We start from the raw sequence: 23945 nt of genomic DNA on the forward strand, positions 1-23945 counted from the left end.
ATACTCATTATTCGAAAGCGTAGGCGTCCATGGCGAGGATCCCATGCTCGTAACTGGCGTGGATCTGCCTGGCCCTGGCACCGGGCCCCGCCGCGCCCATCGCCACGAACAGCGGCAGCWGGTGCTCGTCGGTTGGATGGTTTTCGGCGGCGAAGGGCGCGGCGCGGCGGTAGTCCAGCAGCGCGGCCTGGTCGTCGTTCTCCAGGCGCGCCTTCATCCAGACTTCGAACTCCGCCACCCAGTGCGGCACCGGGGCGTCCAGGTGCTGGCCGCGGAACTCGTACAGATTGTGCGTCAGCGAGCCGGATGCCAGCACCAGCACGCCTTCCTCGCGCAGCGCCGCCAGCGCGCGCCCGATTTGTTCGTGCACCGCCGGGCTGGCGCCGCGCACCACCGACAGCTGGGCGACGGGGATGTCGGCGTCCGGATACATCAGGCGCAGCGGCACCCAGGCCCCGTGGTCCAGGCCGCGCTGCGCGCTGCGGCCGACCGCGATGCCGGCCGCCTCGAGCAGCGTGGCGGCGCGCTCGGCGGCTTCCGGCGCGCCCGGGGCCGGATAACGCATCTCGAACAGGGCGCGCGGAAAGCCGCCGAAGTCGTGGATGGTCTCGGGCTGCGGCGCCAGGCTCACCGCCGGGCTGTTGGCGGTCTCCCAGTGCGCGGAGACGACCACGATGGCCCGCGGCCGCGGCAGGGACTTGCCGAGCTCCTGCAGGAAGCGGCGCGCGGGACTGTCCTGCAACGCCAGCATGGGCGAGCCATGGGAAACGAATAGTGTGGGAAGCCTGTTCATGTCTTACCTCGTTCGATCAACAGCCTCCAGTGTAATCTTCCCGATAGCCGGAATAAACGGGTCCATGCTCACAATACTGTTCCTGAAAGTGGAACAATTGCCAGCTTAATCGCCCCAGTCCGGCGCGGCAAACACCTCGGAGAGGAAATCGATCGCCACTCTCACCTTCGGCGCCAGGAATTTCCTGGACGGGTAGACCGCGTAGATGCCGAGCGTGTCCGCGCGGTAGTCCGGCATGATCTCCTTCAGCCGGCCCTCCGCCAGGTCGGCCCCGACCAGGAAGCTGGGCTGGAGGATGATGCCCTGGGCCTGCAGCGCGGCGGCGCGGCAGGTGTCGCCGCTATTGGTCCGCATGCGTGGCGACACCTTCACCGTCACCTCGCCGGCGGGTCCGGCAAAGCGCCAGTGCTCGCCCGCCGAGAACAGGCTGTACGAGATCACGTCGTGCGCCGGCAGCTGGTCCGGACGCGTGGGTTCGCCGCGCGCCTGCAGATAGGCGGGCGAGGCGCACAGGACCAGCCGCGTCGACGCCAGCTTGCGGCCGACCAGCGAGGATGCCGGCAACTGCCCGATGCGCACCGCGAGGTCGATACCTTCGTCGACCAGGTCGGCCACCCGGTCGGACAGCGTGACGTCGAGCGCCAGGCCCGGGTGGCGCGCCATCAGCGCCGGCCATAGGGGCGCCAGGTGCATGAGGCCGAAGCTGACCGGGACGTTTGCCTTGAGCAGCCCGCTCGCCTCGCCGCTGCGCGAAGTGATCTCGGCCTCGGCCTCGTCGAGGTTTTCCAGCAGCTCGCGGCAGCGGGCGTGGAAGACCTCGCCTTCCGCCGTCGGCGACAGCCTGCGCGTGGTCCGGTGCAGGAGGCGCACGCCCAGCCTTTGCTCGAGCTCGGCCACGTAACGCGACACCGCCGCCTTCGACATCGCCAGCGCGTGCGCCGCACCCGTGAAGCTCCCGGCCTCGACCACGGCCGAGAACACCTTCATTTCCTGGAATTTGTCCATCATCTCGGCAAGTGAAACAATTTGGCCGATTCTACGACGATTATCCCGACATGCCTCAAGAACCGTGGAGCACGACGCGATTACGGCCTTCGCGCTTGGCCCGGTAGAGGGCGGCATCGACCTGGGCCAGCAGTGCCTCCGGCGAAGACGGCTCGTTGCCGGCGAAGGTGGCCGCACCGATACTGACGGTGGCCTTGCCGCCGGCCTGCGCCGGGTCGGGTGGCGCGCTCTGCTCGACGGCGGCGCGGATCCGCTCGGCGACGGCAGCGGCGCCGGCCAGGGATTGCTGCGGCAGGATCACCGCGAACTCTTCGCCGCCGTAGCGGGCCACCAGATCGTAGACCCGGACCTGTTTCGCCACGATCGCGGCCACGCGCTGCAGGCATTCGTCGCCCGCCGGATGACCGTAGCTGTCGTTGTAATGCTTGAAGTGATCGACGTCGAGCAGCAGCAGGGACAGGGGATGGCCGTTCCGGCGCGCCTGCTCCCATTCCCTGTGCAGGGTCTCGTCGAAGCAGCGGCGGTTCGCGATGCCCGTCAGTCCGTCGCGCATCACCAGGCGTTCCAGCGCCAGCTGCGCTTCCTTCTGCACCGTCATGTCGCGCCAGGTCTCGAGCACCCCGAACAGCTGTCCTGAACTGCCGTAGACCGGGCCGGCATCCATCACCAGGAAGCGCCGCTCGCCGGTGCGCGGCATGTCGCACCACCCCGCTCCGCTCACGGTGCCCCGCTGCTGGCCGTCGTCATAGACCCGGTACAGGGTCTTCGCATCCTCGATGCGGCCGTTCAGGATCAAGTCCGCCAGCGTCGGCCGCGCCGCATGGTAGAAGCCCAGCGAGTGATTGGACGTCCCCACCATCTCGGCCGCCGGAATGCCGGTCAGGCGCTCGCAGGCATGGTTCCAGATCGCCACCCGCCCCTGCGCGTCGAGCACGAACGCCGGAACGACCAGCTGCACCAGCAAGGCGGCGGCGAAGTCATGGATGCCGTCTTCCGGCAAAGGCGGCACCTGCCGGTTCGGTACTTCCTTGCTCATATTGCTTTCCATGCGGCAATTGCGGGGGAAGGCAATGTAGTATGAACGGAGGCGTCCCGTCAACAAAAGACCGCCGATCGGCAGGATCTGTTGTTCGGCGTCCGCGACCGGGACGCCGTGCCCTCGCCGCGCTCAGGACTCTTCGTCGGTCGCCTCGAGGGGAGCGATGATGTCGCTGACCGGCGCATCGGGGGCCACGTTGAGCGCCCGCAGCGTGTCCTGCGCGACCGCCGCGAATACCGGCGCCGCCACCGTGCCGCCGTAGTGGCCGCCGGCCGAGGGCTCGTCGATCATGACCGCAACGATCACGCGCGGCGCCGACGCCGGCGCGAAGCCGACGAAGGCGGCGACATAGGTATTCGTATAACGGCCGCCGACCGCCTTGTGGGCGGTGCTGGTCTTGCCGGCCACGCGATAGCTCGGAATCCGGGCGCGCGGCGCGGTGCCCCCGGGTCCGGCGGCGCGCTCCATCATGCCGCGCACGGCGTTCGCGGTCGCGCCCGAGATCACCGGCTGGGCGGGCGGCGCGGCGTCCGTCTTCAGCAGCGTCACCGGGACCACGTCGCCGTCGCGCGCGAACATCAGGTAGGACTGCGCCATCTGCATCAGCGAAGTCGAGACCCCGTGGCCGTAGCTGATCGTGGCCTGTTCGATCGGCTTCCAGGCGGCGTAAGGCCGCAGCCTTCCCGCCGCGCTGCCGGGGAAGCCGAGCGCCGGCGCCTGGCCGAAGCCGGCCCTGGTGAGCAGCGCCCACATCTCGCGCGGCGCCATCCGCAGCGCCAGCTTGGCGGTGCCCACATTGGAGGATTTCTGCAGCACTTCCGCCACCGTCAGGGCGCCGTGGCGGCTGGCGTCGTGGATCGTCGCCCGGCCGATCGACAGGCTGCCCGGCGCGGTCTCGACGATGGTGTCCGGCGTCGCCAGGCCGCTCTCGAGGGCCTGGGCGATGGTGAAGGGCTTCATCACCGATCCCGGCTCGAAGGTGTCGGTCAGCACCCGGTTGCGCAGCTGGGCGCCGGTCAGGCGGCCGCGGTCGTTGGGGTCGTAGTTCGGCAGGTTGGCCAGCGCCAGCACCTCGCCGGTGCGCACGTCGAGCACGACGATGCCGCCGGCCCGGGCCTGGTGCTTTTCCAGCGCCGCCTTCAGGTGCGACTGCGCGATGTGCTGGATATTGCGGTCGATCGACAGCGTCAGGTCCTTGCCGTCGCGTGCCTGGCGCGTCGTGCCCATGTCCTCGAGCAGGTGGCCGAGGCGGTCCTTGAGCACCCGGCGGCTGCCGGCGGCGCCGGCCAGGCTGGCCTGGTGGGCCAGTTCCATGCCTTCCTGCCCGGCGTCCTCGATGCTGGTGAAGCCCACCACGTGGGCGGTCAACTCGCCGTAGGGGTAGTAGCGCTTGTATTCCCCGCGCGTCTCGATGCCGCGGATGCCCAGTCGCAGGATGCGCTCGGCGCTGTCCTGCTCCACCTGACGCTTCAGGTAGACCAGGCTGCGCGGCGAAGCGAGCTTCGCGTCCAGCTCCACCCGGCCCAGGCCGAGCAGCCGCGCCAACGCGTCCAATTGTTGCGGAGCGGCGCCGCGCACCTCGTCGGGCACCGCCCATACCGCCTTGACGGGCAGCGACATCGCCAGCACATGGCCATTGCGGTCGAGGATGCGTCCGCGACTGGCTGCCAGCTCCTGCGTGCGCACCTGCCGCGCCGCGCCCTGCTGGCGCAGGAACTCGTCGGAAACCAGCTGCAGCCAGACCGCGCGCCCGGCCAGCACGGCGAATGCCGCGAACATCAGGAACAGCACCAGGCGCGAACGCCAGGCCTGCGGATCTTGGCAAACCGGGCGCATGGTTCAGTGGTGCTCGCCGAGCCCGTCGTCGAAGGAACTGAGATCCGCTTCCAGCACCGGCAACGCCAGCGCGAAGCGGATCGCCAGCAGGCGCAGGGCAAAGCCGGTCCCGATGGCGCAGAAGGTGGCGAGTCCGGCACCGACGCCGCCGTGCAGGAGACCGACGTACAGCATGCCGGTCACCAGCGAGACGGTGGCGTACAGGTCGCGCCGCAGCACCAGCGGCACCTGGTTGCACAGGACGTCGCGCAGCAGGCCGCCGAACACCCCGGTGGTCATCCCCATCAGGATCACGACGACCGGGTTGGCGCCGGTGGAGGCCGCGATATCGCAGCCGATCACGGTAAACGCCACCAGCCCGAGCGCGTCCATCCACAGGAAGGCGGTCTTCAGCCTGTGCATACGGCGCGCCAGCAGGGCGGCGACAATGGCCGCGCCGACCGTGAAGGCCAGGTATTCGGGATGCGCGACCCAGCCGAGCGGATAGTGGCCGAGGATGATGTCGCGGATGGTGCCGCCGCCGAGGGCGGTGACGGTGCCCACCACGCACAGGCCGAACAGGTCCATGCGCCGCCGCATGCCCATCAGGGCTCCGGACGCCGCTTCGGCGGCGATGGCGACCAGGTAAATCGTGTGAAGCAGGGTCATTCAGGGTCCGCTATGGGCGACTGCAGGAAACGCGGCCATGGTACGATCCACGTATCCATGTGTCCAATGCATTATTTTTCTGAATTTCATTCATTCTTTGCATAACGTGAACATCAAGCAACTCGAGCACCTGTTGGCCCTGGCACGCACGCGCTCCTTCAGCCGGGCGGCGGAGCAGCTGTTCATCACCCAATCGGCCCTGAGCCGCAGCATCCAGGCCCTCGAAGAAGAACTCGGCGCGCCCCTGTTGGACCGGATCGGCAAGCGCAACGAACTGACGCCGCTGGGCAAGGACGTGGTGGCGCGCGCCGAGCGGCTGGTGCGCGATGCCGGCGAGCTGCGCCGCAGTGCCGAGCTGTTCATGCAGGGCGAAGGCGGGTCGATGCGGATCGGCATGGGCGCCAACCCCGGCGCCATGCTGATGACACCCCTGCTCTGCCATATGGCGCAGGCGCATCCGAAAGTCCAGGTCGCCATCACGCGCGGCCCGACCGAACTGCAGCTGATGCAGCTGCGCGCCAACCGCCTCGACGCGCTGATCGTCGATGCCCGCAGCGTCGCGCCGTCCGCCGACCTGCGGGTCGACATCGTGGGGGAACTGCGCACCTGCTTCGTCTGCCGCGCCGATCATCCGCTGGCCCGGCTGGCCAGCGTGACGCTGGCGCAGGCGCTGGCTTACCCGATCGCGTCGGCGCCCTTGTCGGACGAAATTGCCCGCCTGCTGGCCGAGCTCTACGGACCGCAGGCCGACCCGGAACACATGACGACGCTGCAGTGCGAGGACGTGGGCAGCCTGATCGGCGCCGTCGAGCGCTCGCAGGCGGTGTTCCTGGGACTGGCGGCGGCGGCGCGCGAAGGCATCGAGTCGGGCCGGCTGGTCGAACTGCCGGTGCGGCCCCGGCTCGAGGCGAATGCGCGCTTCGCCTACGTCACCCTGGCCGGCCGTACCGAGGCGCCGGTGATGGCGGTATTGCGCGCCTTCGCCGCCGAGCGGCTGCGCGATTGAGCTCACGCCGGCGCGGCGGCAACGCCTTTCCCCAGCCAGGCCAGCGCCGCCACCACCAGGGTTTCCACCCCGGTCTCCAGGGTCGGATGGATCACGGGCGCAAAATAGGGACTGTGATTGCTCGGGATCTTGTTGACCTCACCTGACGCCTTGGCCGCCGCATAGGTGTCCGGATCGGTGCCGCCGACGAACCAGAACACGGCCGGCACCTGCCAGGCCTGGCCGAAGGAGCCGAAATCCTCGCTGGCCGAGGTGGGGCCGGTCCGATGCACGCGGGCGGCGGGGAAGTAGTCGCGGAAGCTGTTGCCGACGCGTTCGCCCGCACTATCGTCGTTGACTCCCATCGGATAACTGTCCAGCGTGGTGATCTCGGGCGGCCGCGGGGCGCCGGAGGCTGCCGCCTCGGCGTTGGCGATCCGCGCGATGGCGTCCAGCACGCGCTGGCGCACCTTGGGGTCGTAGCTGCGCACGTTCAGCTTGATGAGGGCTTCGTCCGGGATCACGTTTTCCTTGGTGCCGGCCTGCAGCGAGCCGACGGTGACGACCGCGGCCTCGTTCGGCGACAGCTCGCGCGCGACGATGGTCTGCAGGCGCATCACGGTCGCCGCCGCCATCACCACCGGGTCGATCGACGCCTGCGGCATGGAACCGTGCGCGCCGCGGCCGAACAGGCGGATCTGCAGGCTGTCGGCGGCCGAGGTGATGGTGCCGGTACGCCCGCCGACCTCGCCCGCCGACGCGACCATCACGTGCTGGCCGAGGATGACATCGGGCTTCGGGAAATGCTTGTACAGGCCGTCGTCGAGCATTGCGCGCGCGCCCTCGGCGGTTTCCTCGCCCGGCTGGAACACGGCCGCCAGCGTGCCGCTCCACGCCGCGCGTCCCTGCGCCAGCAGGCTGGCGGCGCCGGCCAGCCAGGCCACATGCATGTCGTGGCCGCAGGCGTGCATCACCGGCACCGTGCGGCCCTCGCGGTCGACGGCATCAAGCGTGCTCGCATACGGCAACCCCGTCATTTCCTTGACCGGCAGCGCGTCCATGTCGGCGCGCAGCATCACGGTCGGTCCGGGACCGTTGCGCAGCACCCCGACCACGCCGGTGCCGCCGACGCCGGCCGTCACGTCATAGCCGGCCGCGCGCAGGTGCTCGGCGGCCAGCCCGGCGGTGCGGTGTTCCTGCATCGACAGTTCGGGATGCGCGTGGACGTCGGTGTACAGCGCTTCGAGCGCCGGCAACATTTGCTTCAGGGGGGCAAGCACCTGGCCGGCGCCTTGCCCGAGGCGATTTTCCATGACGACTCCCCGGAATCCGCACCGGAGCTCCGGCGCAGCTCCGAGTATAGACATGGGCGATTCAGCGTGGCGCGCGCACAAAACCGCCGACCCGCCCGAGATCCGCGGTCAGCTTGAGGTCGAGCACCAGCGGATCGCCGATGTCCCGTCCCGCGGTCGCGAAGCCGCGCGTGGTCGGATGGATCTCGTACTGGATGTTGGGGGTCAGCATGTTGGTGTCGCTCATGAATGGATGTCGGACCATGTCTCGACCCTGCCGGCCGGCCTGCTGGCCGGGGCTCGAATGGCTACGCGGACTTGCCGCGAGGGCGGCCGGGATTTCCGTGGCGGCCTGAATCAGGCCCGCCCGATCGCCGGGCCGGCGTCAGAGGCCTTCCTTCTCGTAGAGCAGGCCCATGTCGTCGTAGATCGAGTACACCGCCGCCAGCATGTTTTCCAGTTCCGGCGAGCGGTCCATGTGGCGCACGCTGAACAGGACCGGCGAAAAGGCGTGCTTGTCCTCGATCGCACGATAGGCCACGTTCCGGTGGTGCATCCCCTGCACGCTTTCCGGCACGATCGAGATGCCCTCGCCCGCGGCCACCAGCCCCATCGCGATCTGCAGTTCGCGCACTTCGGTCACGTGGTCCGGCATCAGGTTGGCGTCGCTGAACGCGGCCAGCACCTGGTCGGCAAAGCTGGGCCGCGGCGCCTTCGGATAGACCAGCAGCGGCTCGTGCAGCAGGTCCACCAGGCGCAGGCCTTCCTGGCGCTGCGCCAGCCGGTGGCCGGCCGGCAACGCCGCCACCATCCTTTCGTCGCGCAGCCGGATCCGGCGGATGCTCGGATCCTCGCTCTTGATGCGGCCGAAGCCGACGTCGATCCGTCCCTCCTTCAGCGCCTTCAACTGCTCCACCGTGGTCATCTCCTGCAGGGTCACCTCGACCTCGGGATGGCGCTCGCGGTAGCGGCGAATGATGTCGGGCAGCAGGCCGTACAAGGTCGAGGCGACGAAACCCACCGACAGCGTGCGTTCCAGCTTGCCCACCCGCTGGGTCATCGCCTTCAGGTCGCGCACCTGGTCCAGCAGCGGCTTCGCATGCGCCAGGAAGAACTGCCCGGCCTCGGTCAGTTTCAGGGGCCGCGAACCCTTTTCGATCAGCGCCACGCCCAGGTATTCCTCGAGCTGCTGGATCTGCCGGCTGAGCGGCGGCTGGGCGATGTGCAGGCGCTCGGCCGCGCGCGTGAAATTCCTTTCTTCTGCCACCGCAACGAAGTACCGCAAGTGTCGCAATTCCATAACCATACCTTTGAGGTATTAAAGGGATACCAAAACGGTGTTGGACGGCCATTATTTGCAGGAATATCGTGTCATCACCTTAGCGCATTATACGAAATAAATATGATTCAAACTATTGAAACCATCCTCGTCGACGTGCCGACGATCCGGCCTCACAAGCTGTCCGTCGCGACGATGAGCACCCAGACCCTGGTGCTGGTGCGCGTCCTCTGCGGCGACGGCATCGAAGGCTGGGGCGAAGCCACYACCATCGGCGGCCTGAACTACGGCGACGAAAGCCCGGAAAGCGTGAAGGTGAACATCGACACCCACATCGCGCCCCTGCTCGTCGGCATGGACGCGCGGCAGCCGGCCAAGGCCATGGCGAAGATCCGCAAGATCATCCAGGGCAACCGCTTCGCCAAATGCGCCCTCGAGACCGCCCTGCTCGACGCCCAGGCGCGCCGCCTCGGCGTGCCGCTCTCGGAACTGCTGGGCGGCCGGGTGCGCGATGCGCTGCCGGTGGCCTGGACCCTGGCCAGCGGCGACACCGCCAAGGACATCGCCGAGGCCGAGCACATGCTCGAGATTCGCCGCCACCGCATCTTCAAGCTGAAGATCGGCCTGCGCAGCGTCGAGGACGACGTCAAGCACGTGCTGGCGATCAAGCGCGCCCTCGGCGAGCGCGCCAGCGTGCGGGTCGACGTCAACCAGGCCTGGAGCGAACTGGACGCGGTGCGCGGCATCGCGGCGCTGGAAGCCGGCGGCATCGACCTGATCGAACAGCCGGTGAAGGCCGTCAACGTCGGCGCCCTGGCCCGCCTGAAGCAGCGCTTCGACGTCGCCATCATGGCCGACGAAGCCCTGCATGGCCCGGACGACGCGCTGGCGCTGGCGCGCATGGATGCGGCCGACGTCTACGCGGTCAAGATCGCCCAGTCCGGCGGCCTGCTGCCGGCGCTGGAAGTGGCCACCGTGGCGCGCCTGGCCGGCGTCGGCCTGTACGGCGGCACCATGCTCGAAGGCGGGATCGGCACCGCGGCCACCGCCCACCTCTGCGCCACCTTCCCCGAACTGGCCTGGGACACCGAACTGTTCGGCCCCCTGCTGCTGACCGAGGAAGTGCTGCGCGAGCCGCTGGTCTACCGCGACCACATGCTGCAGGTCCCGAGCGGCCCCGGCCTGGGCGTGGAGATCGATATCGAGAAACTGCGCCGGATGCAGCGCAACTGAGACACCCAAGGAGACCTTGATGCTGTTCCATGTACGAATGAACGTCAACCTGCCGCCGGCGATGCCGCCCGAGCAGGCCGCGAAACTCAAGCAGGACGAGAAGGAACTCGCCCAGCGCCTGCAGCACGAAGGCAAGTGGCGCCACCTGTGGCGCATCGCCGGCCAGTACGCCAACGTCAGCGTTTTCGACGTCGGCAGCGTGGAGGAGCTGCACGCGCTGCTGACCTCCCTGCCCCTGTTCCCTTATATGCAGATCGAGGTGATGCCGCTGTGCCGCCACCCGTCCTCGATCCGCAGCAACGACCAGTAAGCCCATAACACGAAGGAGACCGCAATGAATCACGCAGACATCGACACCCTGGTAAAGAACTGGATCGTGGACGCCGCAAGCCGCCCCGCCAACCCGCGCGTGCAGCAGGTCGTGCAGCGCCTGCTGGGCGACCTGTGCAAGGCGATCGAAGACCTGGACATCACGCCGACCGAGTTCTGGCACGGCATCGCCTACCTGTCGGCGGCCGGCGCGGCCAACGAACTGGGCCTGCTCTCCGCCGGCCTCGGCCTGGAACGCTTCCTCGACATCCGCGCCGACGAGGCCGAACAAAAGGCCGGCCTCGAAGGCGGCACGCCGCGCACCATCGAAGGCCCGCTGTACGTGGCCGGCGCACCCGAGAGCGTGGGTTTCGCCCGCCTCGACGACGGCAGCGAGTCCGACCGCGCCGAGACCCTGTTCATGCAGGGCACGGTGTTCGACCAGGAAGGCAAGCCGCTGCCGAACGCGAAGGTCGAAGTCTGGCACGCCAACCTGCTGGGCAACTATTCCTTCTTCGACCGCACCCAGTCCGACTTCAACCTGCGCCGCACCATCGTGACCGACGCCGACGGCCGCTACCAGTTCCGCAGCATCATCCCGGTCGGCTACGGCTGTCCGCCGGACGGCACCACCCAGCAACTGCTCGATCTTCTCGGCCGCCACGGCCAGCGCCCGGCCCACATCCACTTCTTCGTGAGCGCACCCGGCCACCGCAAGCTGACTACCCAGATCAACATCGACGGCGACGAATACCTGTGGGACGACTTCGCCTTCGCCAGCCGCGAAGGCCTGGTGCCGGCCATCGCCCGCATCGACGATCCGGCCGCGATCGACGCCAGGCGCCTGGACAAGCCGTTCGCCTCGATCGACTTCGACTTCCACCTGTACCGCGACACCGAAGCCGCGCCGAGCACCATCGTCGAGCGCAACCGCGCCGCCGCCTGAGGACCCGCCATGATCCCGATCCGTCCCGTCAACGCGTTCAAACCCAGGAGCCTGGACGACTACCTGGTGGAGGACGCCGCCACCGGCCAGTACCGCCTGCACCGCAATGCCTTTACCGACGAAGGCCTGTTCGAACTGGAGATGCAGCACATCTTCGAAGGCAACTGGATCTATCTCGCCCACGAGAGCCAGGTCGCGAACGTCAACGACTACTACACCACCCACATCGGACGCCAGCCGGTCTTCATCGCGCGCAACCGCCAGGGCGAGCTGAATGCCTTCATCAACGCCTGCAGCCACCGCGGCGCCCAGCTGTGCCGCCACAAGCGCGGCAACAAGGCGACCTATACCTGCCCGTTCCACGGCTGGACCTTCAACAACAGCGGCAAGCTGCTGAAGGTGAAGGACCCGGAAAGCGCCGGCTACCCGGAATGCTTCAACAAGGAGGGCTCGCACGACCTCAAGAAGCTGGCACGCTTCGCCAGCTACAAGGGCTTCCTGTTCGGCAGCCTGAACCCGGAGGTGCCGCCGCTCGACGAGTTCCTGGGCGAAGCCGGCAAGATCATCGACATGATCGTCGACCAGTCGCCGGAAGGGCTGGAAGTGCTGCGCGGCTCCTCGACCTATACCTTCGACGGCAACTGGAAGCTGCAGGCCGAGAACGGCGCCGACGGCTACCACGTGACGGCCGTGCACTGGAACTACGCCGCCACCACCAGGCACCGCAAGGACGAACAGGCGCGCGAGGACAAGGTCCGCGCCATGGATGCCGGCAACTGGGGCCGCCAGGGCGGCGGCTTCTACGCCTTCGAGCACGGCCACATGCTGCTGTGGTCGCAGTGGGCGAATCCGGAAGACCGGCCGAACTTCGGGCGCCATGCGGAATACGCCGAAAAGCACGGCAAGCCGATGGCGGACTGGATGGTCGAGCGCTCGCGCAACCTCTGCCTGTACCCGAACGTCTACCTGATGGACCAGTTCAGCTCCCAGATCCGGGTGCTGCGTCCGCTGTCGGTGGACAAGACCGAGGTGACGATCTACTGCATCGCGCCGAAGGGCGAATCCGACGAGGCACGCGCCCACCGCATCCGCCAGTATGAAGACTTCTTCAACGTCAGCGGAATGGCGACCCCGGACGACCTGGAAGAGTTCCGCGCCTGCCAGCAGGGCTATGCCGGCGCGGCGATGGCCTGGAACGACATGTGCCGCGGCGCCACCCACTGGATCGCGGGCGCCGACCCGGCCGCCGGCGACATCGGCCTGCGGCCGGTGATGAGCGGCGTGCGCACCGAGGACGAAGGCCTGTACACGGTGCAGCACCGCTACTGGCTGGACGTCATGAAGAAGGCCATCGACGCACAGGGAGAGACGAAATGAGCGCAGCCGGCATGCAGGACATCCTCGCCTTCCTCTACCGCGAGGCCCGCCTGCTCGACGACGAGCAGTGGGACGAGTGGCTGGAGTGCTACCACCCGGACGCCCGCTTCTGGATGCCGTCCTGGGACGATGACGGCAAGCTGGTCACCGATCCGCAGCGCGAGATCTCGCTGATCTTCTACCCGAACCGCCAGGGCCTGGAAGACCGGGTGTTCCGGATCAAGACCGAGCGCTCCAGCGCGACGATTCCCGACACCCGCACCAGCCACAACATCGCCAACGTGGAACTCGAACGGGTCGACGGCGGCGTGCTCACCGTGCGCTTCAACTGGCACACGCTGAGCCACCGCTACCACACGAACCACAGCTATTTCGGCATGTCGCGCTACGCGATCGATTTTTCCGGTCCGCGTCCGCAGATCCTGGACAAGTACGTCGTCCTGAAAAACGACTACATCAGCCAGGTCATCGACATCTACCACATCTAAGCAACGCACCATGCAAAGCAGGAGCCGATCATGACGCATACGATCGCGCTGCAGTTCGAAGACGGAGTCACCCGCTTCATCAGCTGCAACGACAACGAAAAACTGGCCGACGCGGCCTACCGCCAGAAGGTCAACATTCCCCTCGACTGCCGCGACGGCGCCTGCGGCACCTGCCGCGGCCTGTGCGAGTCGGGGCAGTACGAGATGCCGCCCGAAAGCTATATCGAGGACGCGCTGGACGAAAAGGATGCCGCCGCCGGCTACGTGCTGGCCTGCCAGATGCGGCCGACCTCCGACTGCGTGGTGAAGATTCCCGCCACCTCGGGCGCCTRCCGCACCGGCGTCGCGGAATACCAGGGCAGGCTCGCCGCCGTCGAGCAGCTCTCGCCCTCGACCATCCGCTTCTCGGTGGCCCTGGACCAGCCGGATCTGCTGGACTTCCTGCCCGGCCAGTACGTCAACGTCACGGTACCCGGAACGAGCGAGACCCGTTCCTATTCCTTCCGCTCCGCGCCCGGCGCGGCCCTCGCCAGCTTCGTCGTGCGCAACGTGCCGGACGGGCTGATGAGCGGCTACCTCGCGCAGCGCGCCGCGGCCGGCCAGGAAGTCTCCTTCAGCGGTCCCTTCGGCAGCTTCTACCTGCGGCCGGTCCAGCGTCCCCTGCTGATGCTGGCCGGCGGCACCGGCATCGCGCCCTTCCTGTCCATGCTGGACGTCCTCGCCGCCAAGGGCTTCACGCAGCCGGTGAGGCTGGTCTACGCGGTGACGAACGACCATGACCTGGTCGAACTGGCCCACCTGGACCGCATCGCCGCCGCCCATCCGCAGTTCGAGTACCTGACCTGCGTCGCCGCGGCAAGCAGCGGCCACCCGCGCAAGGGCTATGCCACCGCCCACGTCGAGGCGGGCTGGATGAACGGCGGCGACGTCGACGTCTACCTGTGCGGCCCGGTGCCGATGGTCGAGGCGGTGCGCGGCTGGCTGGAAACCACGGGCGTGAAGCCGGCCAACTTCTACTTCGAGAAATTTTCCGCCAGCGCCGCCGCCGGCCAGAGGGTCGCCGCATGATGCATCCCGACCGTTTCAAGGACCAGGTCATGGTCGTCACCGGCGCCGCCCAGGGCATCGGCCGCGGGGTGGCGCTGGCCGCCGCCCGCGAAGGGGCCCAGCTGGTGCTGGCCGACCGCTCGGCGCTGGTCAACGAAGTCGCGCAGGAGGCAGTCGCGCTTGGCGCGCAAGTCGTGGTAGCCGAGGTCGACCTCGAGACCTGGGACGGCGCGCAAGCCCTGATGGCGCACGCGCTCGACGACTACGGCCGGATCGACATCCTGGTCAACAACGTCGGCGGCACCATCTGGGCCAAGCCCTACCAGGAATACGAGGAGTGGCAGATCGAAGCGGAGATCCGGCGCTCGTTGTTTCCCACCTTGTGGTGCTGTCGCGCCGTGCTGCCGTCGATGATCTGGCGCCAGGCCGGCGCCATCGTCAACGTGTCCTCGGTGGCGACGCGCGGCATCTACCGCATCCCGTACTCGGCGGCCAAGGGCGGCGTCAACGCGCTGACCGCCAGCCTGGCCTTCGAGCATGCCGGCGACAACATCCGCGTCAACGCGGTGGCCACCGGCGGCACCGAGGCACCGCCGCGCAAGGTGCCGCGCAACCCGGAGCCGCTCAGCGGACCGGAGCAGGCGTGGTACCAGGGCATCGTCGACCAGACCGTCGCCACCAGCCTGATGCACCGCTACGGCAGCATCGACGAGCAGGTCGGCGCGATCCTGTTCCTGGCCTCGCGCGAGGCTTCGTATATCACCGGTACCGTCCTGCCCGTGGCCGGCGGCGACCTTGGCTGAGGAGAACGCATGCCTTACGCACACCTCGATGACGGCCGGCTGTACTACCGGACCGACGGCGACCGCAGGAACCCCTGCCTCCTCCTCTCGAACTCCCTCGGCACCGACCTGGGCATGTGGGACGCGCAGGCCGCGGCGCTGGCCGAGGATTTTTATGTGGTGCGCTACGACACCCGCGGACACGGTGGTTCCGTGCGCGGAACCGGTCCGGCCGGCATCGCGCGCCTGGGCCTGGACGTGCTCGACCTGCTCGACCATCTCGACATCACGCGGACGCACTTCTGCGGGATCTCGATGGGCGGCTTGACCGGCCAATGGCTCGGCATCCATGCGCCGCAGCGCGTCCACAAGCTGGTGCTGGCGAATACCGCCGCCCGCATCGGCAACCTGGATGGCTGGGCGACGCGCGCCGCGCTGGTCCGCGTCGAAGGCATGGGCGCCGTGGCGGACGGCGCCGCATCGCGCTGGTTCACCGCCCCCTTCATCGCACGCCAGCCCAGTGTGGTCGGCCACCTGATCGGGCGCCTGCGCGAACAGGACGCCGAGGGCTATGCCGCCTGCTGCGATGCGCTTGCCCGCTGCGACCTGCGCGAACAGGCGCAGGACATCGCCAGTCCGACGCTGGTGATCGCCGGCCGCCACGATCCGGTGACCACGGTGGCCGACGGCGAATGGCTGGCCGCCCAGGTGGCGGGAGCGCAGCTGGCGGTGCTCGACGCCTCCCACCTGTCCAGTATCGAGGCGGCGGAGGAATTCACGGCGCTGCTGCGGCGCTTCCTGCCGGCGTAAATACGGACACGAATGGCTGTGCGATGGGCCGGCCCGGCTGGCGTTTTTTGCTAGAATCGCCAGCAAAGCCTACCCGACTCCTGGCAGGCGCGGCCCATTCGATCCCATGCACTACACCCTAGCACCGCGCACCTTCCTGTTCAGCCACTACTTCTACACCGGCCTGCGGATCGCCACCGGCATCGTCGGCCTGACCTACCTGACCTACCTCGCCGCCGACCTGCCGGCCGCGATGGCGGTCGCCATCGGCGCGCTGTGCACCAGCCTGATGGACATGCCCGGCCCGCTGCGCCACAAGTTCAACGAGATGCTGGCCGGCGTGCTGTCATGCTCCCTGGTGGCGCTGCTGGTCAGCCTTTGTTCGCCGGTGCCCTGGCTGCTGCGCAGCGTCATCGTGCTGGTCTCCTTCCTGGCCAGCATGATGGTGGTCTACGGCAGGAAGGCGATGCCGCTGCAGTTCGTGGCCCTGTTCGTGATGATGCTGTCGAGCGAGGCGGCGGCCACGCCGTTGCAGGCGCTGCGGCACGGCGGCCTGTTCCTGCTGGGCGGCGCCGGCTACATGGCCTATGCGATGGTGGTCGTGTGGATCCTGCGGCGCCGTCTCAAGCAGCAGGTGCTGGCCGAAGCGCTGTACGAACTGGCGGCCTACACCAGCAACAAGGCCGGCTGCTACGACCTGGCGAATCCGCTGCCGGCGCAGTTGGAAAAGCTGGTGCGCCAGCAGAGCGTGCTGGCCGAGCGCCAGCAGGCCTCGCGCGACCTGATCCTGCGCGGCCGGCCCAGGCCCGACGAAGCGGTGCTGGTGCAGGTCCATTACGCCATGTTCGACCTGTACGAACTGGTGCTGTCGACCCACACCGATTACGCCCTGCTGCGCGAGTACTTCGCCGATGGCCCGGTCCTGCCTCTGCTGGGCGACCTGATCGGCAAGGCCGCGCGCGACATCGAATCGGTCGCCTATGCGATGACGCGCAACCGGCCCTCCTGGGCCGCCACCGACTACCGCGCGGAACTGCGCGCGCTCGAGGAGGCCCTGCGCACCCTGCCCCCCGGCGAAGGCCCGGCCGGGGGCGCCCAGGCCGTGCTGCGCGCCACCTCCAACAAGATCCGCGAGCTGATCGCGATGATCGCGCGCCTGCACGCGGCCAGCCAGGCGCCCCATGGCGAGCTGCCGACGGCACGCGACGCCGACCTCACGCCCCTCCTTACCCAGCAGCGCTACAACATCGGCATCCTGCTGTCGAACCTGCGCTGGACCTCGCCGACCTTTCGCTACGCGCTGCGGGTGGCGATGGCGATTTCGGTCGGACTCATGTCGGCCGAATGGCTGCCCTACAAGACGCACGGCTACTGGACCGCGCTGACCATCGCCGTGGTCCTCAAGCCCAGCTTCAGCATCACCCGCCAGCGCCGCGCCGACCGCCTGACCGGCACCCTGATCGGCTGCATGCTGACCGCCGTGATCCTGCACTTCGTCCACGCGCCGGCCATCCTGTTCGGCTTCCTGTTCGTCGCCACCGCGGCCGGACCCACCTTCCTGTACGTGAAATACCGCTACACGGCGATCGCCGCCAGCGTCCAGGCCCTGCTGCTGATCGGCCTGACGGTGCCGCACGGCGGCGGCGCCATCGGCGAACGCCTGCTGGACACCGTGGTCGGCACCCTGATCGCCACCTTCTTCAGCTACGTGCTGCCGAACTGGGAATACCAGAACCTGCCGCTGCTGGTGGACGCGGTGCGCGAGGCCAACCGCAAATACGTGGACGCCGCCGGCGAACTCCTGAGGCGCCGCAACGGCGACGATTTCCACTACCGGATCGCCCGCAAGCGCTTCATGGACAGCCTGGCGGCCCTCAGCGCGGCGCTCGGCCGCATGCTGGACGAGCCGGCCGGCAAGCAGCGCGCCCCGGCCGAACTGGCCCGCTTCACGGTGCAGAACTACCTGCTGGTGGCCCACATGGCGGCGCTGCGCCTGCTGCTGCAGCGCTACGCGGAGAACCTGCCGCGCGCCGAGGTCGATGCCGCGCTCGAACGCATGTTCGCCGAAGTCCGTGCCACACTCGGGGAAGCGCCGCAGGCCGGCCTTGCACCTGCCGGCGAAGCGACGGTCTGGATCGCGGAATGGCCGGGCTGGGCGCCGTTGCAGCGAAGGCTGCGTTTGCTGCAGGAGGATGCGGCCCAGGTGGCGCTATGCGGCGACGCGATTGGACAGGTTCTTGAAACATCAACCGGTGCACCATGACTACTACTCCTTCCATCCGCTCCGCCTTTGCCCCCACCGGCAAGCTGCGAGCCGCCATCAACCTCGGCAACCCGATCCTGGCCTGCCAGGGCGAGGATGGCGGCGCCCGCGGCGTATCCGTCGACCTCGCCGGCGAATTCGCGCGCCTGCTGGGCGCGGAACTGGAACTGGTGGTCGTCGATGCGGCCGGAAAGTCGGTCGACGCGGTCGCCTCGGAGCAGGCCGACATCGGCTTCTTCGCCATCGACCCGCTGCGCGGCGCGAACATCGCCTTCAGCGCCGCTTATGTGCTGATCGAGGGCTGCTATCTGGTGAAACAGGATTCGCCGCTGAAGGCGAACGAGGAAGTCGACGCCGAGACAAACCGCGTCGTGGTCGGCAAGGGCAGCGCCTACGATCTCCACCTGAGCCGCACGCTGGCGCATGCGCGGATCCTGCGGGCGCCGACCTCGCCCACCGTGGTCGACACCTTCATGGAACTGGGGGCGGAAGTCGCGGCCGGGGTGAAGCAGCAGCTGGAAGCGGATGCGCGGCGCTTCGGCGGGCTGCGCCTGCTTGACGGCCGCTTCATGGTCATCCAGCAGGCGATGGGCACGCCGAAGAGCCGCGGCGCGGAAGCCGCCGTCTTCCTCGCCCGCTTCGTCGAACACATGAAAGCCAGCGGCTTCGTGGCGGCCGCCCTCGCCCGCCACCGCATCGACGGCGCCTCGGTGGCACCGGCCGCGGCGTGACCAAGCACTAGAAGTGGTACTGGGCCTTGACCATCGGCGTCCTGGCCGTCGCGCCGGGAATCGTGTTGCTGTCGTTGCCGAACTTGTTGCGCCAGTACTGGTAGGCGATACCGGCGCGGAAACGCTTCGGCTTGGTGTCGAGCAGCGCGCCGACGTCGAGCATCAGCTGCATGTCGATATTCGTCTCCGGCTTGGTACCCCGGCCGAACTCGTTCTGGCCCTTGGCGGCGATGAAGTTGGCATAACCTTCGAAGGACAGCCTGGTGGCCCCAAGCGGGAAGGCCCAGACCGCGCCCAGCATCGGGTGCGGATCGTAGTGGTAGCGCGGCGTGCTGACCTGGGTGAAGCTGCTGTAGGGCGCATTGCTCTCCCATAGCTGATACACGCCGACGTTGAGCAGGCCGGGCACGTCGAACATCAGGGTCGGCCCCAGCACCAGCATGCGCTTCTTGGAGTTGTAGCCGGCGTCGGTCTTGGTGTTGACGTCGAAGCCGCCGGTCAGGCCCAGGTCGCGCACCGGGCCGAAGCGCACCGGCGCACCGGTGAGCTTGCCCCATTCGAGCGTGTGGCGGTAGACCACGTAGAACTCCTGGGCGCCAGAGCTCGCCCCTTTCGACGAGGGATCGGTCTTGTCGGACAGGAGGATGTCCAGGTTGACGAAGTTACTGCCGTACTTGTAGCCGCTGGCATGCGTGAACTGCACGATGTCCTTGCGGATGTCGTTGGCGTTGAAGGGCTCGGCGAAGCGGGTGCCGGTGCGGTAGGCGATCGAGGTATCGCTCCAGTCGGCGGCCATGCTTGACGCCGCCGCGCCGGCGATCAATGCGAATGTCAGTACCGCGCGCTTCATGCCTTGCTCCCTTGTGCCATCGGTTCCACTTCCTCATGCGATTCTTCGGGTATGCCTCGGGTGCCGTTGAAGAACAGGTTCAGCGCCACGGCGGCGAGCGCGGTCAGCAGGATGCCGGATTCCAGCAGCGGATGCAGGCTGTGCGCCATCTGCTGGGCCCAGCGCGGCGCCACCAGCGGAATCAGGCCGAAGCCGATCGACAGCGCCACGATGTAGAGATTGAAGCGGTTGGTCTTGAAGTCGACCCGGGTCAGGATGCGGATGCCGGCGGCCGCCACCATGCCGAACATGACCAGGCCGGCGCCGCCCAGCACGAACTGGGGAATGGCTTCGACCAGCGAGGCCATCTTCGGCAGCATGCCCAGCACGATCATGATGATGCCGCCCGCCACGCAGACCCAGCGGCTCTTCACGCCGGTCACGGCCACCAGGCCGACGTTCTGCGAAAAGCTGGTGTGCGGGAAGGTGTTCAGCACGCCGCCCAGCAGGGTGCCCAGGGCGTCGGTGCGCAGGCCCGCGGCCAGGCTCTTGCGGTCGATCTCCTTGCCCGTCATGTCCGACAGGGCCAGGAACATGCCGGCCGATTCGATCATCACCACCATCATGACCACGGTCAGGGTGAGGATCATGACGATGTCGAAGGTCGGCATGCCGAAGGCGAACGGGGTCACGATCTCGAACCACGGGGCCTTGCCGACCTTATCGAAGTGCATCTTGCCGGCACTGTAGGCCACGCCGCAGCCGGCCACGATGCCCAGCAGGACCGAAATATTGCAGATGAAGCCGCGGCCGTACTTCACCAACGCCAGCACCACCAGCAGCACGAAGCCGGCGATCGCCAGGTTGTCCAGCGATCCATAGGACGGGTTCGGCGTCATCGGCACCGGACCGGCCAGTTTCAGCGCCGGCGCCACGGCCTGTTCGGGGGCCGCCGCGGCGGCAGCGGCGGCAGTCGCCCTGGCATCGTCGACCATCACGGCCAGGCGCGCCACGTCGACGCTCTGGGCCGCCGAATCGGGGCCGCCCATCGCCCAGCCCACTCCGACCCGCATCAGGCTGACGCCGATGACCAGGATGATGGTGCCGGTGACGACCGGCGGAAAGAAGCGCAGCATGCGGCTCATCAGCGGCGCGATCAGGATCGCCAGCACGCCGGCGCCGATGCCGGCGCCGAAGATCGCCCTTGCCCCGTCGACGCCGGGGACGGCATTCGCGATCGCCACCATCGGGCCGACCGCCGCGAAGGTCACGCCCATCATGACCGGCAGCTTGATGCCGAACCATGGAGACAGGCCGAGCGACTGGATGAGGGTTACCAGGCCGCAGCAGAACAGGTCGGCCGAAATCAGCATCGTGACTTCCGCCGGCGAGAGTTTGAGGGCGCGGCCCACGATCAGGGGCACCGCGATGGCGCCCGCGTACATGACCAGCACATGCTGCAGCCCCAGGGCGGTCAATCTCCCGAGGGGTAGTCTTTCATCCACCGGATGGCGGCTCTGGTGTTTCATGCTTGTCTCCTGATTATTATTGACGTACGTCCGAAACCAAAGATTGCATGCTGCTGGCCATCCCGGATGTTTACTCCACCGGGGCGCCCTCTTCGTACCAACGCTTCAGCAAGTCCCGCTCTCCGGCGGTGATCTGCGTGGCGTTATTCAACGGCATGAGTTTCAGTACCACGGCCTGCTGATACATCTGTTGCGCGTGCCGCTTGATCGATGCGGGATTGTCGAAGGCCAGGCCCTTGCTCTGCACCTGGGCCGAGTGACACATCACGCAGCGCTGGTCGATCACGCCTTTGACTTGCTGGAAGCTGACCTGGTGGACGGTGACGCCGGCCGCGGCGGCGGTGGCGGCAGGAGCGGCGGCGGCAGGCGCGCTGGCGACCATCGGCGCTTCGGCTTCCGGCGTCGGCACCAGCCAGACGGCCAGCGCCAGCAGGGCGGCGACGCCGCCGACCGCGTGTTCCCAGGGGACGCGCTTGCCCAGCACGAGGGCCTTGTGGCGCGCCACGAAGCTGTGGCGGATCAGGGCGCCGGCCAGCATCAGCAGCACCAGCACGAACCAGTTGTTGCCGCCCGAGTACAGCCAGCCGTAGTGGTTCGACAGCATCGCCACCAGCACCGGCAGGGTGAAGTAAGTGTTGTGCACGCTGCGCTGCTTTGCGCGCCAGCCGTAGATCGGGTCGACCGGCTGGCCGGCCTTCAGCTGGGCCACCACCTTGCGCTGGCCCGGGATGATCCAGAAAAAGACGTTGGCGCTCATCGAGGTCGCGAGCATCGCGCCCACCAGCAGGAAGGCGGCGCGGCCCGCGTACAGCTGGCAGGCCAGCCAGGCCGCGAAGACGACGAAGACGAACACGCAGGCGCCGACGATCAGGTCGCCGTTCTTCCTGCGACCGAAGGCGCGGCAGATGATGTCGTAGACGAACCAGAAGGCGGCCAGGAAGCCGAGCGCGGTGGCGACGGCGGCGCCGGACGACCAGTCGTGGACTGTCTTGTCGACCATGAAGGTGCCCGCATTGAACAGGTAGAGCACCGTGAACAGGCCAAAGCCGGACAGCCAGGTGGCGTAGCTCTCCCAATAGAACCAGTGCAGGTTCTCGGGCATGGCCTTGGGTGCGACCAGGTATTTTTGCGGGTGGTAGAAGCCGCCGCCGTGCACGGCCCAGAGTTCGCCGTCCACGCCTTTTTCGACGAGGTCGGGCGCGGTGGGCTTGTGCAGGGAGTTATCGAGGAAGACGAAGTAAAAGGATGCGCCGATCCAGGCGACCGCCGTGATCACGTGGGTCCAACGCAGCAACAGGTTGGCCCAGTCGAGCAGATAGGTTTCCATAGAGCCTCAAGCGAAAAGAGAGTACGGCAAAGCTCCGTACTGTCCCATCACCACAGCGGGCTCTGTGAGGGGCAAATCATCGCAACCATCGGCAGGGATCACTTCCGCCTGCCGATGCGCTCCGCGGCGACGCAAACAACTGTATACGATTCTTTTATGTTTGGATATAAAAATCTTATCGTGCGTTGAAAGCGCTACGAACCGCGGTAAGTCGAGTAAGCCCAGGGGCTGACCAGCAGCGGCACGTGGTAGTGGCCGTTGGCATCGGCGATGCCGAAATCGATCGGCACCTCGTCGATGAAGGCCGGCTCCGGCAGCGCGACGCCACGTCCGCGGAAGTAATCCGCCACCGAGAACACCAAGCGGTAGCGCCCGGCTGCCATGGTAGAGGCGTCGAGCAGCGGACCGCCGTCGGTGCGGCCGTCGGCATTCAGGGTGAGGGTCTTGATCGTGCGCGCGGTGGCGCCGTCGATCGCCTGCAGGCTGACGCGCATGCCGGCGGCCGGGCAGCCGTGCATGAGGTCGAGCACGTGGGTGCTGAGGTGTCCCATGGTTCTCCTTTGAGATAAGCGTGCATGCAGGATTGCATACACTTTCCGTTTTCATTTTTAAAAAAAGTGTATACACTTCAAACACGATGTCAACTATTTATTCGATTCCCGAACCATGACCCGCTCCCGCCCGCCGCTCAAGATCGTCCCGCCCCAGCTCGACGTCCCGGCCTCGTCCGGCGCCGAGCTCGAGGTCGGGGATGCGCCCACCAGCGCCACCCAGCGCATCGTCGACTCGATTACCAATGCGATCGCCGAGCGCCGCCTGATGCCCGGCACCAAACTGTCCGAACAGAAGATCGGCGATATCTTCGAGGTCTCGCGCACCGTGGTGCGGCAAGCCTTCAACCAGCTGAGCCGCGACCGCCTGGTGGTGCTGGAGCCGGCCAGAGGCGCCTTCGTCGCCACCCCGACCGCCGAGGAAGCGCGTGACGTCTTCGAGGTGCGCGCCATCCTCGAAACCGCCGTCACCAAACAGTTGTGCGCGACCATCACCGACGAGCAGATCCGCCAGCTGCGCGTCCACCTCGAACAGGAACGCGCCGCCGTCAACAATGCGGAAGTGCCCGGCCGCACCCGCCTGCTGGCCGACTTCCACATCGTGCTGGCACGGATGCTGGGCAACCAGGTGCTGGAGCAGATGCTGAGCGAACTGCTGACCCGTTCCTCGCTGATCGCGCTGATGCGCCAGTCCTCGCAGTCGGCGGAGGAATCGCACGGCGAGCATGTGGCCATCGTCGATGCCTTCGAGCGGCGCGACGTGCGCGCCGCCGTGCGCCTGGTCGACAAGCATCTCGGCAACGTCCAGCGCAACCTCGACCTCGATCCGCAGCGGATCGACCTCGCGAACATCCTGAATCACTGAAA

At 67.6% G+C, this 23945-nt stretch carries 24 protein-coding genes; 12 read left to right on the forward strand and 12 right to left on the reverse strand.

Annotated features, from left to right (window positions below):
* Positions 1-7 precede the first annotated feature (7 nt).
* From AC1DIX_RS14075 to AC1DIX_RS14095, 5 genes are all read right to left on the reverse strand, one after another.
* The gene (locus AC1DIX_RS14075) at positions 8-793 is read right to left on the reverse strand and encodes a dioxygenase family protein (RefSeq protein WP_477325106.1); all 786 of its coding nucleotides are present in this window, start codon (positions 791-793) and stop codon (positions 8-10) included.
* A 105-nt stretch (positions 794-898) separates the two neighbouring features.
* Positions 899-1798, reverse strand: a complete 900-nt coding sequence (locus AC1DIX_RS14080) for a LysR family transcriptional regulator (RefSeq protein ID WP_477325108.1) — start codon at positions 1796-1798, stop codon at positions 899-901.
* A gap of 55 nt (positions 1799-1853) precedes the next feature.
* Positions 1854-2834, reverse strand: a complete 981-nt coding sequence (locus AC1DIX_RS14085) for a sensor domain-containing diguanylate cyclase (protein WP_477325110.1) — start codon at positions 2832-2834, stop codon at positions 1854-1856.
* 132 nt (positions 2835-2966) lie between these two features.
* Positions 2967-4673, reverse strand: coding sequence for a peptidoglycan D,D-transpeptidase FtsI family protein (locus AC1DIX_RS14090; protein ID WP_477325112.1), 1707 nt, complete (start codon positions 4671-4673; stop codon positions 2967-2969).
* 3 nt (positions 4674-4676) lie between these two features.
* Positions 4677-5321, reverse strand: coding sequence for a trimeric intracellular cation channel family protein (locus tag AC1DIX_RS14095; protein ID WP_477325114.1), 645 nt, complete (start codon positions 5319-5321; stop codon positions 4677-4679).
* A gap of 106 nt (positions 5322-5427) precedes the next feature.
* Here AC1DIX_RS14095 and AC1DIX_RS14100 point away from each other — a divergent pair, with 106 nt between their 5' ends.
* Positions 5428-6327: a LysR family transcriptional regulator gene (locus tag AC1DIX_RS14100; RefSeq protein WP_441933245.1), complete on the forward strand. Its 900-nt coding sequence runs from the start codon at positions 5428-5430 to the stop codon at positions 6325-6327.
* Between the two features lie 2 nt (positions 6328-6329).
* Here the strand turns inward: AC1DIX_RS14100 and AC1DIX_RS14105 are convergent, their stop codons facing one another.
* The 3 genes from AC1DIX_RS14105 to AC1DIX_RS14115 all read right to left on the reverse strand — a co-directional run bounded on the left by AC1DIX_RS14105 (position 6330) and on the right by AC1DIX_RS14115 (position 8898).
* Positions 6330-7619: an amidohydrolase gene (locus AC1DIX_RS14105; protein WP_477325118.1), complete on the reverse strand. Its 1290-nt coding sequence runs from the start codon at positions 7617-7619 to the stop codon at positions 6330-6332.
* A gap of 61 nt (positions 7620-7680) precedes the next feature.
* Positions 7681-7863, reverse strand: coding sequence for a hypothetical protein (locus AC1DIX_RS14110; RefSeq protein WP_477325120.1), 183 nt, complete (start codon positions 7861-7863; stop codon positions 7681-7683).
* Positions 7864-7983: 120 nt separating this feature from the next.
* Positions 7984-8898: a LysR family transcriptional regulator gene (locus AC1DIX_RS14115; protein WP_477325122.1), complete on the reverse strand. Its 915-nt coding sequence runs from the start codon at positions 8896-8898 to the stop codon at positions 7984-7986.
* Between the two features lie 102 nt (positions 8899-9000).
* On the opposite strand from AC1DIX_RS14115, the gene AC1DIX_RS14120 reads away from it, so the two are divergent.
* The 10 genes from AC1DIX_RS14120 (at position 9001) to AC1DIX_RS14165 (ending at position 18842) form a co-directional block, all read left to right on the forward strand.
* Positions 9001-10110 carry a muconate/chloromuconate family cycloisomerase gene (locus tag AC1DIX_RS14120; protein WP_477325124.1) on the forward strand — a complete coding sequence of 370 codons (1110 nt, stop codon included), beginning with the start codon at positions 9001-9003 and terminating at the stop codon, positions 10108-10110.
* Positions 10111-10129: 19 nt separating this feature from the next.
* The gene (gene catC / locus AC1DIX_RS14125; RefSeq protein WP_477325126.1) at positions 10130-10420 is read left to right on the forward strand and encodes a muconolactone Delta-isomerase; all 291 of its coding nucleotides are present in this window, start codon (positions 10130-10132) and stop codon (positions 10418-10420) included.
* Between the two features lie 24 nt (positions 10421-10444).
* Positions 10445-11365, forward strand: a complete 921-nt coding sequence (gene catA, locus AC1DIX_RS14130) for a catechol 1,2-dioxygenase (protein WP_477325128.1) — start codon at positions 10445-10447, stop codon at positions 11363-11365.
* Between the two features lie 9 nt (positions 11366-11374).
* On the forward strand, positions 11375-12742 hold the full coding sequence (gene benA / locus AC1DIX_RS14135; RefSeq protein WP_441933268.1) for a benzoate 1,2-dioxygenase large subunit: 1368 nt from the start codon (positions 11375-11377) through the stop codon (positions 12740-12742).
* A complete protein-coding gene (benB, locus tag AC1DIX_RS14140) occupies positions 12739-13230 on the forward strand; it encodes a benzoate 1,2-dioxygenase small subunit (protein ID WP_477253532.1) in 492 nt (163 codons plus the stop codon). Before benA ends, benB begins: the two co-directional genes overlap by 4 nt.
* A gap of 30 nt (positions 13231-13260) precedes the next feature.
* Positions 13261-14298, forward strand: coding sequence for a benzoate 1,2-dioxygenase electron transfer component BenC (benC, locus tag AC1DIX_RS14145; protein WP_477325130.1), 1038 nt, complete (start codon positions 13261-13263; stop codon positions 14296-14298).
* The gene (locus tag AC1DIX_RS14150) at positions 14298-15080 is read left to right on the forward strand and encodes a 1,6-dihydroxycyclohexa-2,4-diene-1-carboxylate dehydrogenase (protein ID WP_477325205.1); all 783 of its coding nucleotides are present in this window, start codon (positions 14298-14300) and stop codon (positions 15078-15080) included. The genes benC and AC1DIX_RS14150 overlap by 1 nt, the downstream gene beginning before the upstream one ends.
* 9 nt (positions 15081-15089) lie before the next feature.
* On the forward strand, positions 15090-15869 hold the full coding sequence (gene pcaD, locus AC1DIX_RS14155; RefSeq protein ID WP_477325132.1) for a 3-oxoadipate enol-lactonase: 780 nt from the start codon (positions 15090-15092) through the stop codon (positions 15867-15869).
* Positions 15870-15975: 106 nt separating this feature from the next.
* Entirely contained in the window at positions 15976-18111 is a 2136-nt protein-coding gene (locus tag AC1DIX_RS14160; protein ID WP_477325134.1) for an FUSC family protein, read from the forward strand.
* Complete coding sequence (locus tag AC1DIX_RS14165; protein ID WP_477325136.1) at positions 18108-18842, forward strand: ABC transporter substrate-binding protein; 735 nt, start codon at positions 18108-18110, stop codon at positions 18840-18842. The genes AC1DIX_RS14160 and AC1DIX_RS14165 overlap by 4 nt, the downstream gene beginning before the upstream one ends.
* 7 nt (positions 18843-18849) lie before the next feature.
* On the opposite strand, the gene AC1DIX_RS14170 is transcribed toward AC1DIX_RS14165, so the two are convergent.
* From AC1DIX_RS14170 to uraH, 4 genes are all read right to left on the reverse strand, one after another.
* On the reverse strand, positions 18850-19692 hold the full coding sequence (locus tag AC1DIX_RS14170; RefSeq protein WP_477325138.1) for an outer envelope protein: 843 nt from the start codon (positions 19690-19692) through the stop codon (positions 18850-18852).
* Positions 19689-21200: a nucleobase:cation symporter-2 family protein gene (locus AC1DIX_RS14175; RefSeq protein WP_477325140.1), complete on the reverse strand. Its 1512-nt coding sequence runs from the start codon at positions 21198-21200 to the stop codon at positions 19689-19691. Before AC1DIX_RS14175 ends, AC1DIX_RS14170 begins: the two co-directional genes overlap by 4 nt.
* A 70-nt stretch (positions 21201-21270) precedes the next feature.
* A complete protein-coding gene (locus AC1DIX_RS14180) occupies positions 21271-22527 on the reverse strand; it encodes a urate hydroxylase PuuD (protein WP_477325142.1) in 1257 nt (418 codons plus the stop codon).
* Between the two features lie 194 nt (positions 22528-22721).
* A complete protein-coding gene (gene uraH / locus AC1DIX_RS14185; protein WP_477325144.1) occupies positions 22722-23078 on the reverse strand; it encodes a hydroxyisourate hydrolase in 357 nt (118 codons plus the stop codon).
* Between the two features lie 115 nt (positions 23079-23193).
* Here uraH and AC1DIX_RS14190 point away from each other — a divergent pair, with 115 nt between their 5' ends.
* Positions 23194-23943 carry a GntR family transcriptional regulator gene (locus AC1DIX_RS14190; RefSeq protein ID WP_441933286.1) on the forward strand — a complete coding sequence of 250 codons (750 nt, stop codon included), beginning with the start codon at positions 23194-23196 and terminating at the stop codon, positions 23941-23943.
* Positions 23944-23945: the final 2 nt, after the last annotated feature.

The sequence above is a fragment of the Massilia sp. 05N420 genome (assembly GCF_056397205.1).

Excerpts from the sequence above, each read along its gene's own strand:
- catC (WP_477325126.1), top strand. The coding sequence starts at position 10,130 with ATGCTGTTCCATGTACGAATGAACGTCAACCTGCCGCCGGCGATGCCG.
- AC1DIX_RS14090 (WP_477325112.1), bottom strand. The coding sequence starts at position 4,673 with ATGCGCCCGGTTTGCCAAGATCCGCAGGCCTGGCGTTCGCGCCTGGTG.
- pcaD (WP_477325132.1), top strand. The coding sequence starts at position 15,090 with ATGCCTTACGCACACCTCGATGACGGCCGGCTGTACTACCGGACCGAC.
- uraH (WP_477325144.1), bottom strand. The coding sequence starts at position 23,078 with ATGGGACACCTCAGCACCCACGTGCTCGACCTCATGCACGGCTGCCCG.
- AC1DIX_RS14095 (WP_477325114.1), bottom strand. The coding sequence starts at position 5,321 with ATGACCCTGCTTCACACGATTTACCTGGTCGCCATCGCCGCCGAAGCG.
- AC1DIX_RS14180 (WP_477325142.1), bottom strand. The coding sequence starts at position 22,527 with ATGGAAACCTATCTGCTCGACTGGGCCAACCTGTTGCTGCGTTGGACC.
- AC1DIX_RS14105 (WP_477325118.1), bottom strand. The coding sequence starts at position 7,619 with ATGGAAAATCGCCTCGGGCAAGGCGCCGGCCAGGTGCTTGCCCCCCTG.
- AC1DIX_RS14110 (WP_477325120.1), bottom strand. The coding sequence starts at position 7,863 with ATGGTCCGACATCCATTCATGAGCGACACCAACATGCTGACCCCCAAC.
- AC1DIX_RS14160 (WP_477325134.1), top strand. The coding sequence starts at position 15,976 with ATGCACTACACCCTAGCACCGCGCACCTTCCTGTTCAGCCACTACTTC.
- AC1DIX_RS14165 (WP_477325136.1), top strand. The coding sequence starts at position 18,108 with ATGACTACTACTCCTTCCATCCGCTCCGCCTTTGCCCCCACCGGCAAG.
- AC1DIX_RS14080 (WP_477325108.1), bottom strand. The coding sequence starts at position 1,798 with ATGGACAAATTCCAGGAAATGAAGGTGTTCTCGGCCGTGGTCGAGGCC.
- AC1DIX_RS14085 (WP_477325110.1), bottom strand. The coding sequence starts at position 2,834 with ATGAGCAAGGAAGTACCGAACCGGCAGGTGCCGCCTTTGCCGGAAGAC.
- AC1DIX_RS14150 (WP_477325205.1), top strand. The coding sequence starts at position 14,298 with ATGCATCCCGACCGTTTCAAGGACCAGGTCATGGTCGTCACCGGCGCC.
- benA (WP_441933268.1), top strand. The coding sequence starts at position 11,375 with ATGATCCCGATCCGTCCCGTCAACGCGTTCAAACCCAGGAGCCTGGAC.
- AC1DIX_RS14175 (WP_477325140.1), bottom strand. The coding sequence starts at position 21,200 with ATGAAACACCAGAGCCGCCATCCGGTGGATGAAAGACTACCCCTCGGG.
- catA (WP_477325128.1), top strand. The coding sequence starts at position 10,445 with ATGAATCACGCAGACATCGACACCCTGGTAAAGAACTGGATCGTGGAC.
- AC1DIX_RS14115 (WP_477325122.1), bottom strand. The coding sequence starts at position 8,898 with ATGGAATTGCGACACTTGCGGTACTTCGTTGCGGTGGCAGAAGAAAGG.
- AC1DIX_RS14190 (WP_441933286.1), top strand. The coding sequence starts at position 23,194 with ATGACCCGCTCCCGCCCGCCGCTCAAGATCGTCCCGCCCCAGCTCGAC.
- benB (WP_477253532.1), top strand. The coding sequence starts at position 12,739 with ATGAGCGCAGCCGGCATGCAGGACATCCTCGCCTTCCTCTACCGCGAG.
- AC1DIX_RS14170 (WP_477325138.1), bottom strand. The coding sequence starts at position 19,692 with ATGAAGCGCGCGGTACTGACATTCGCATTGATCGCCGGCGCGGCGGCG.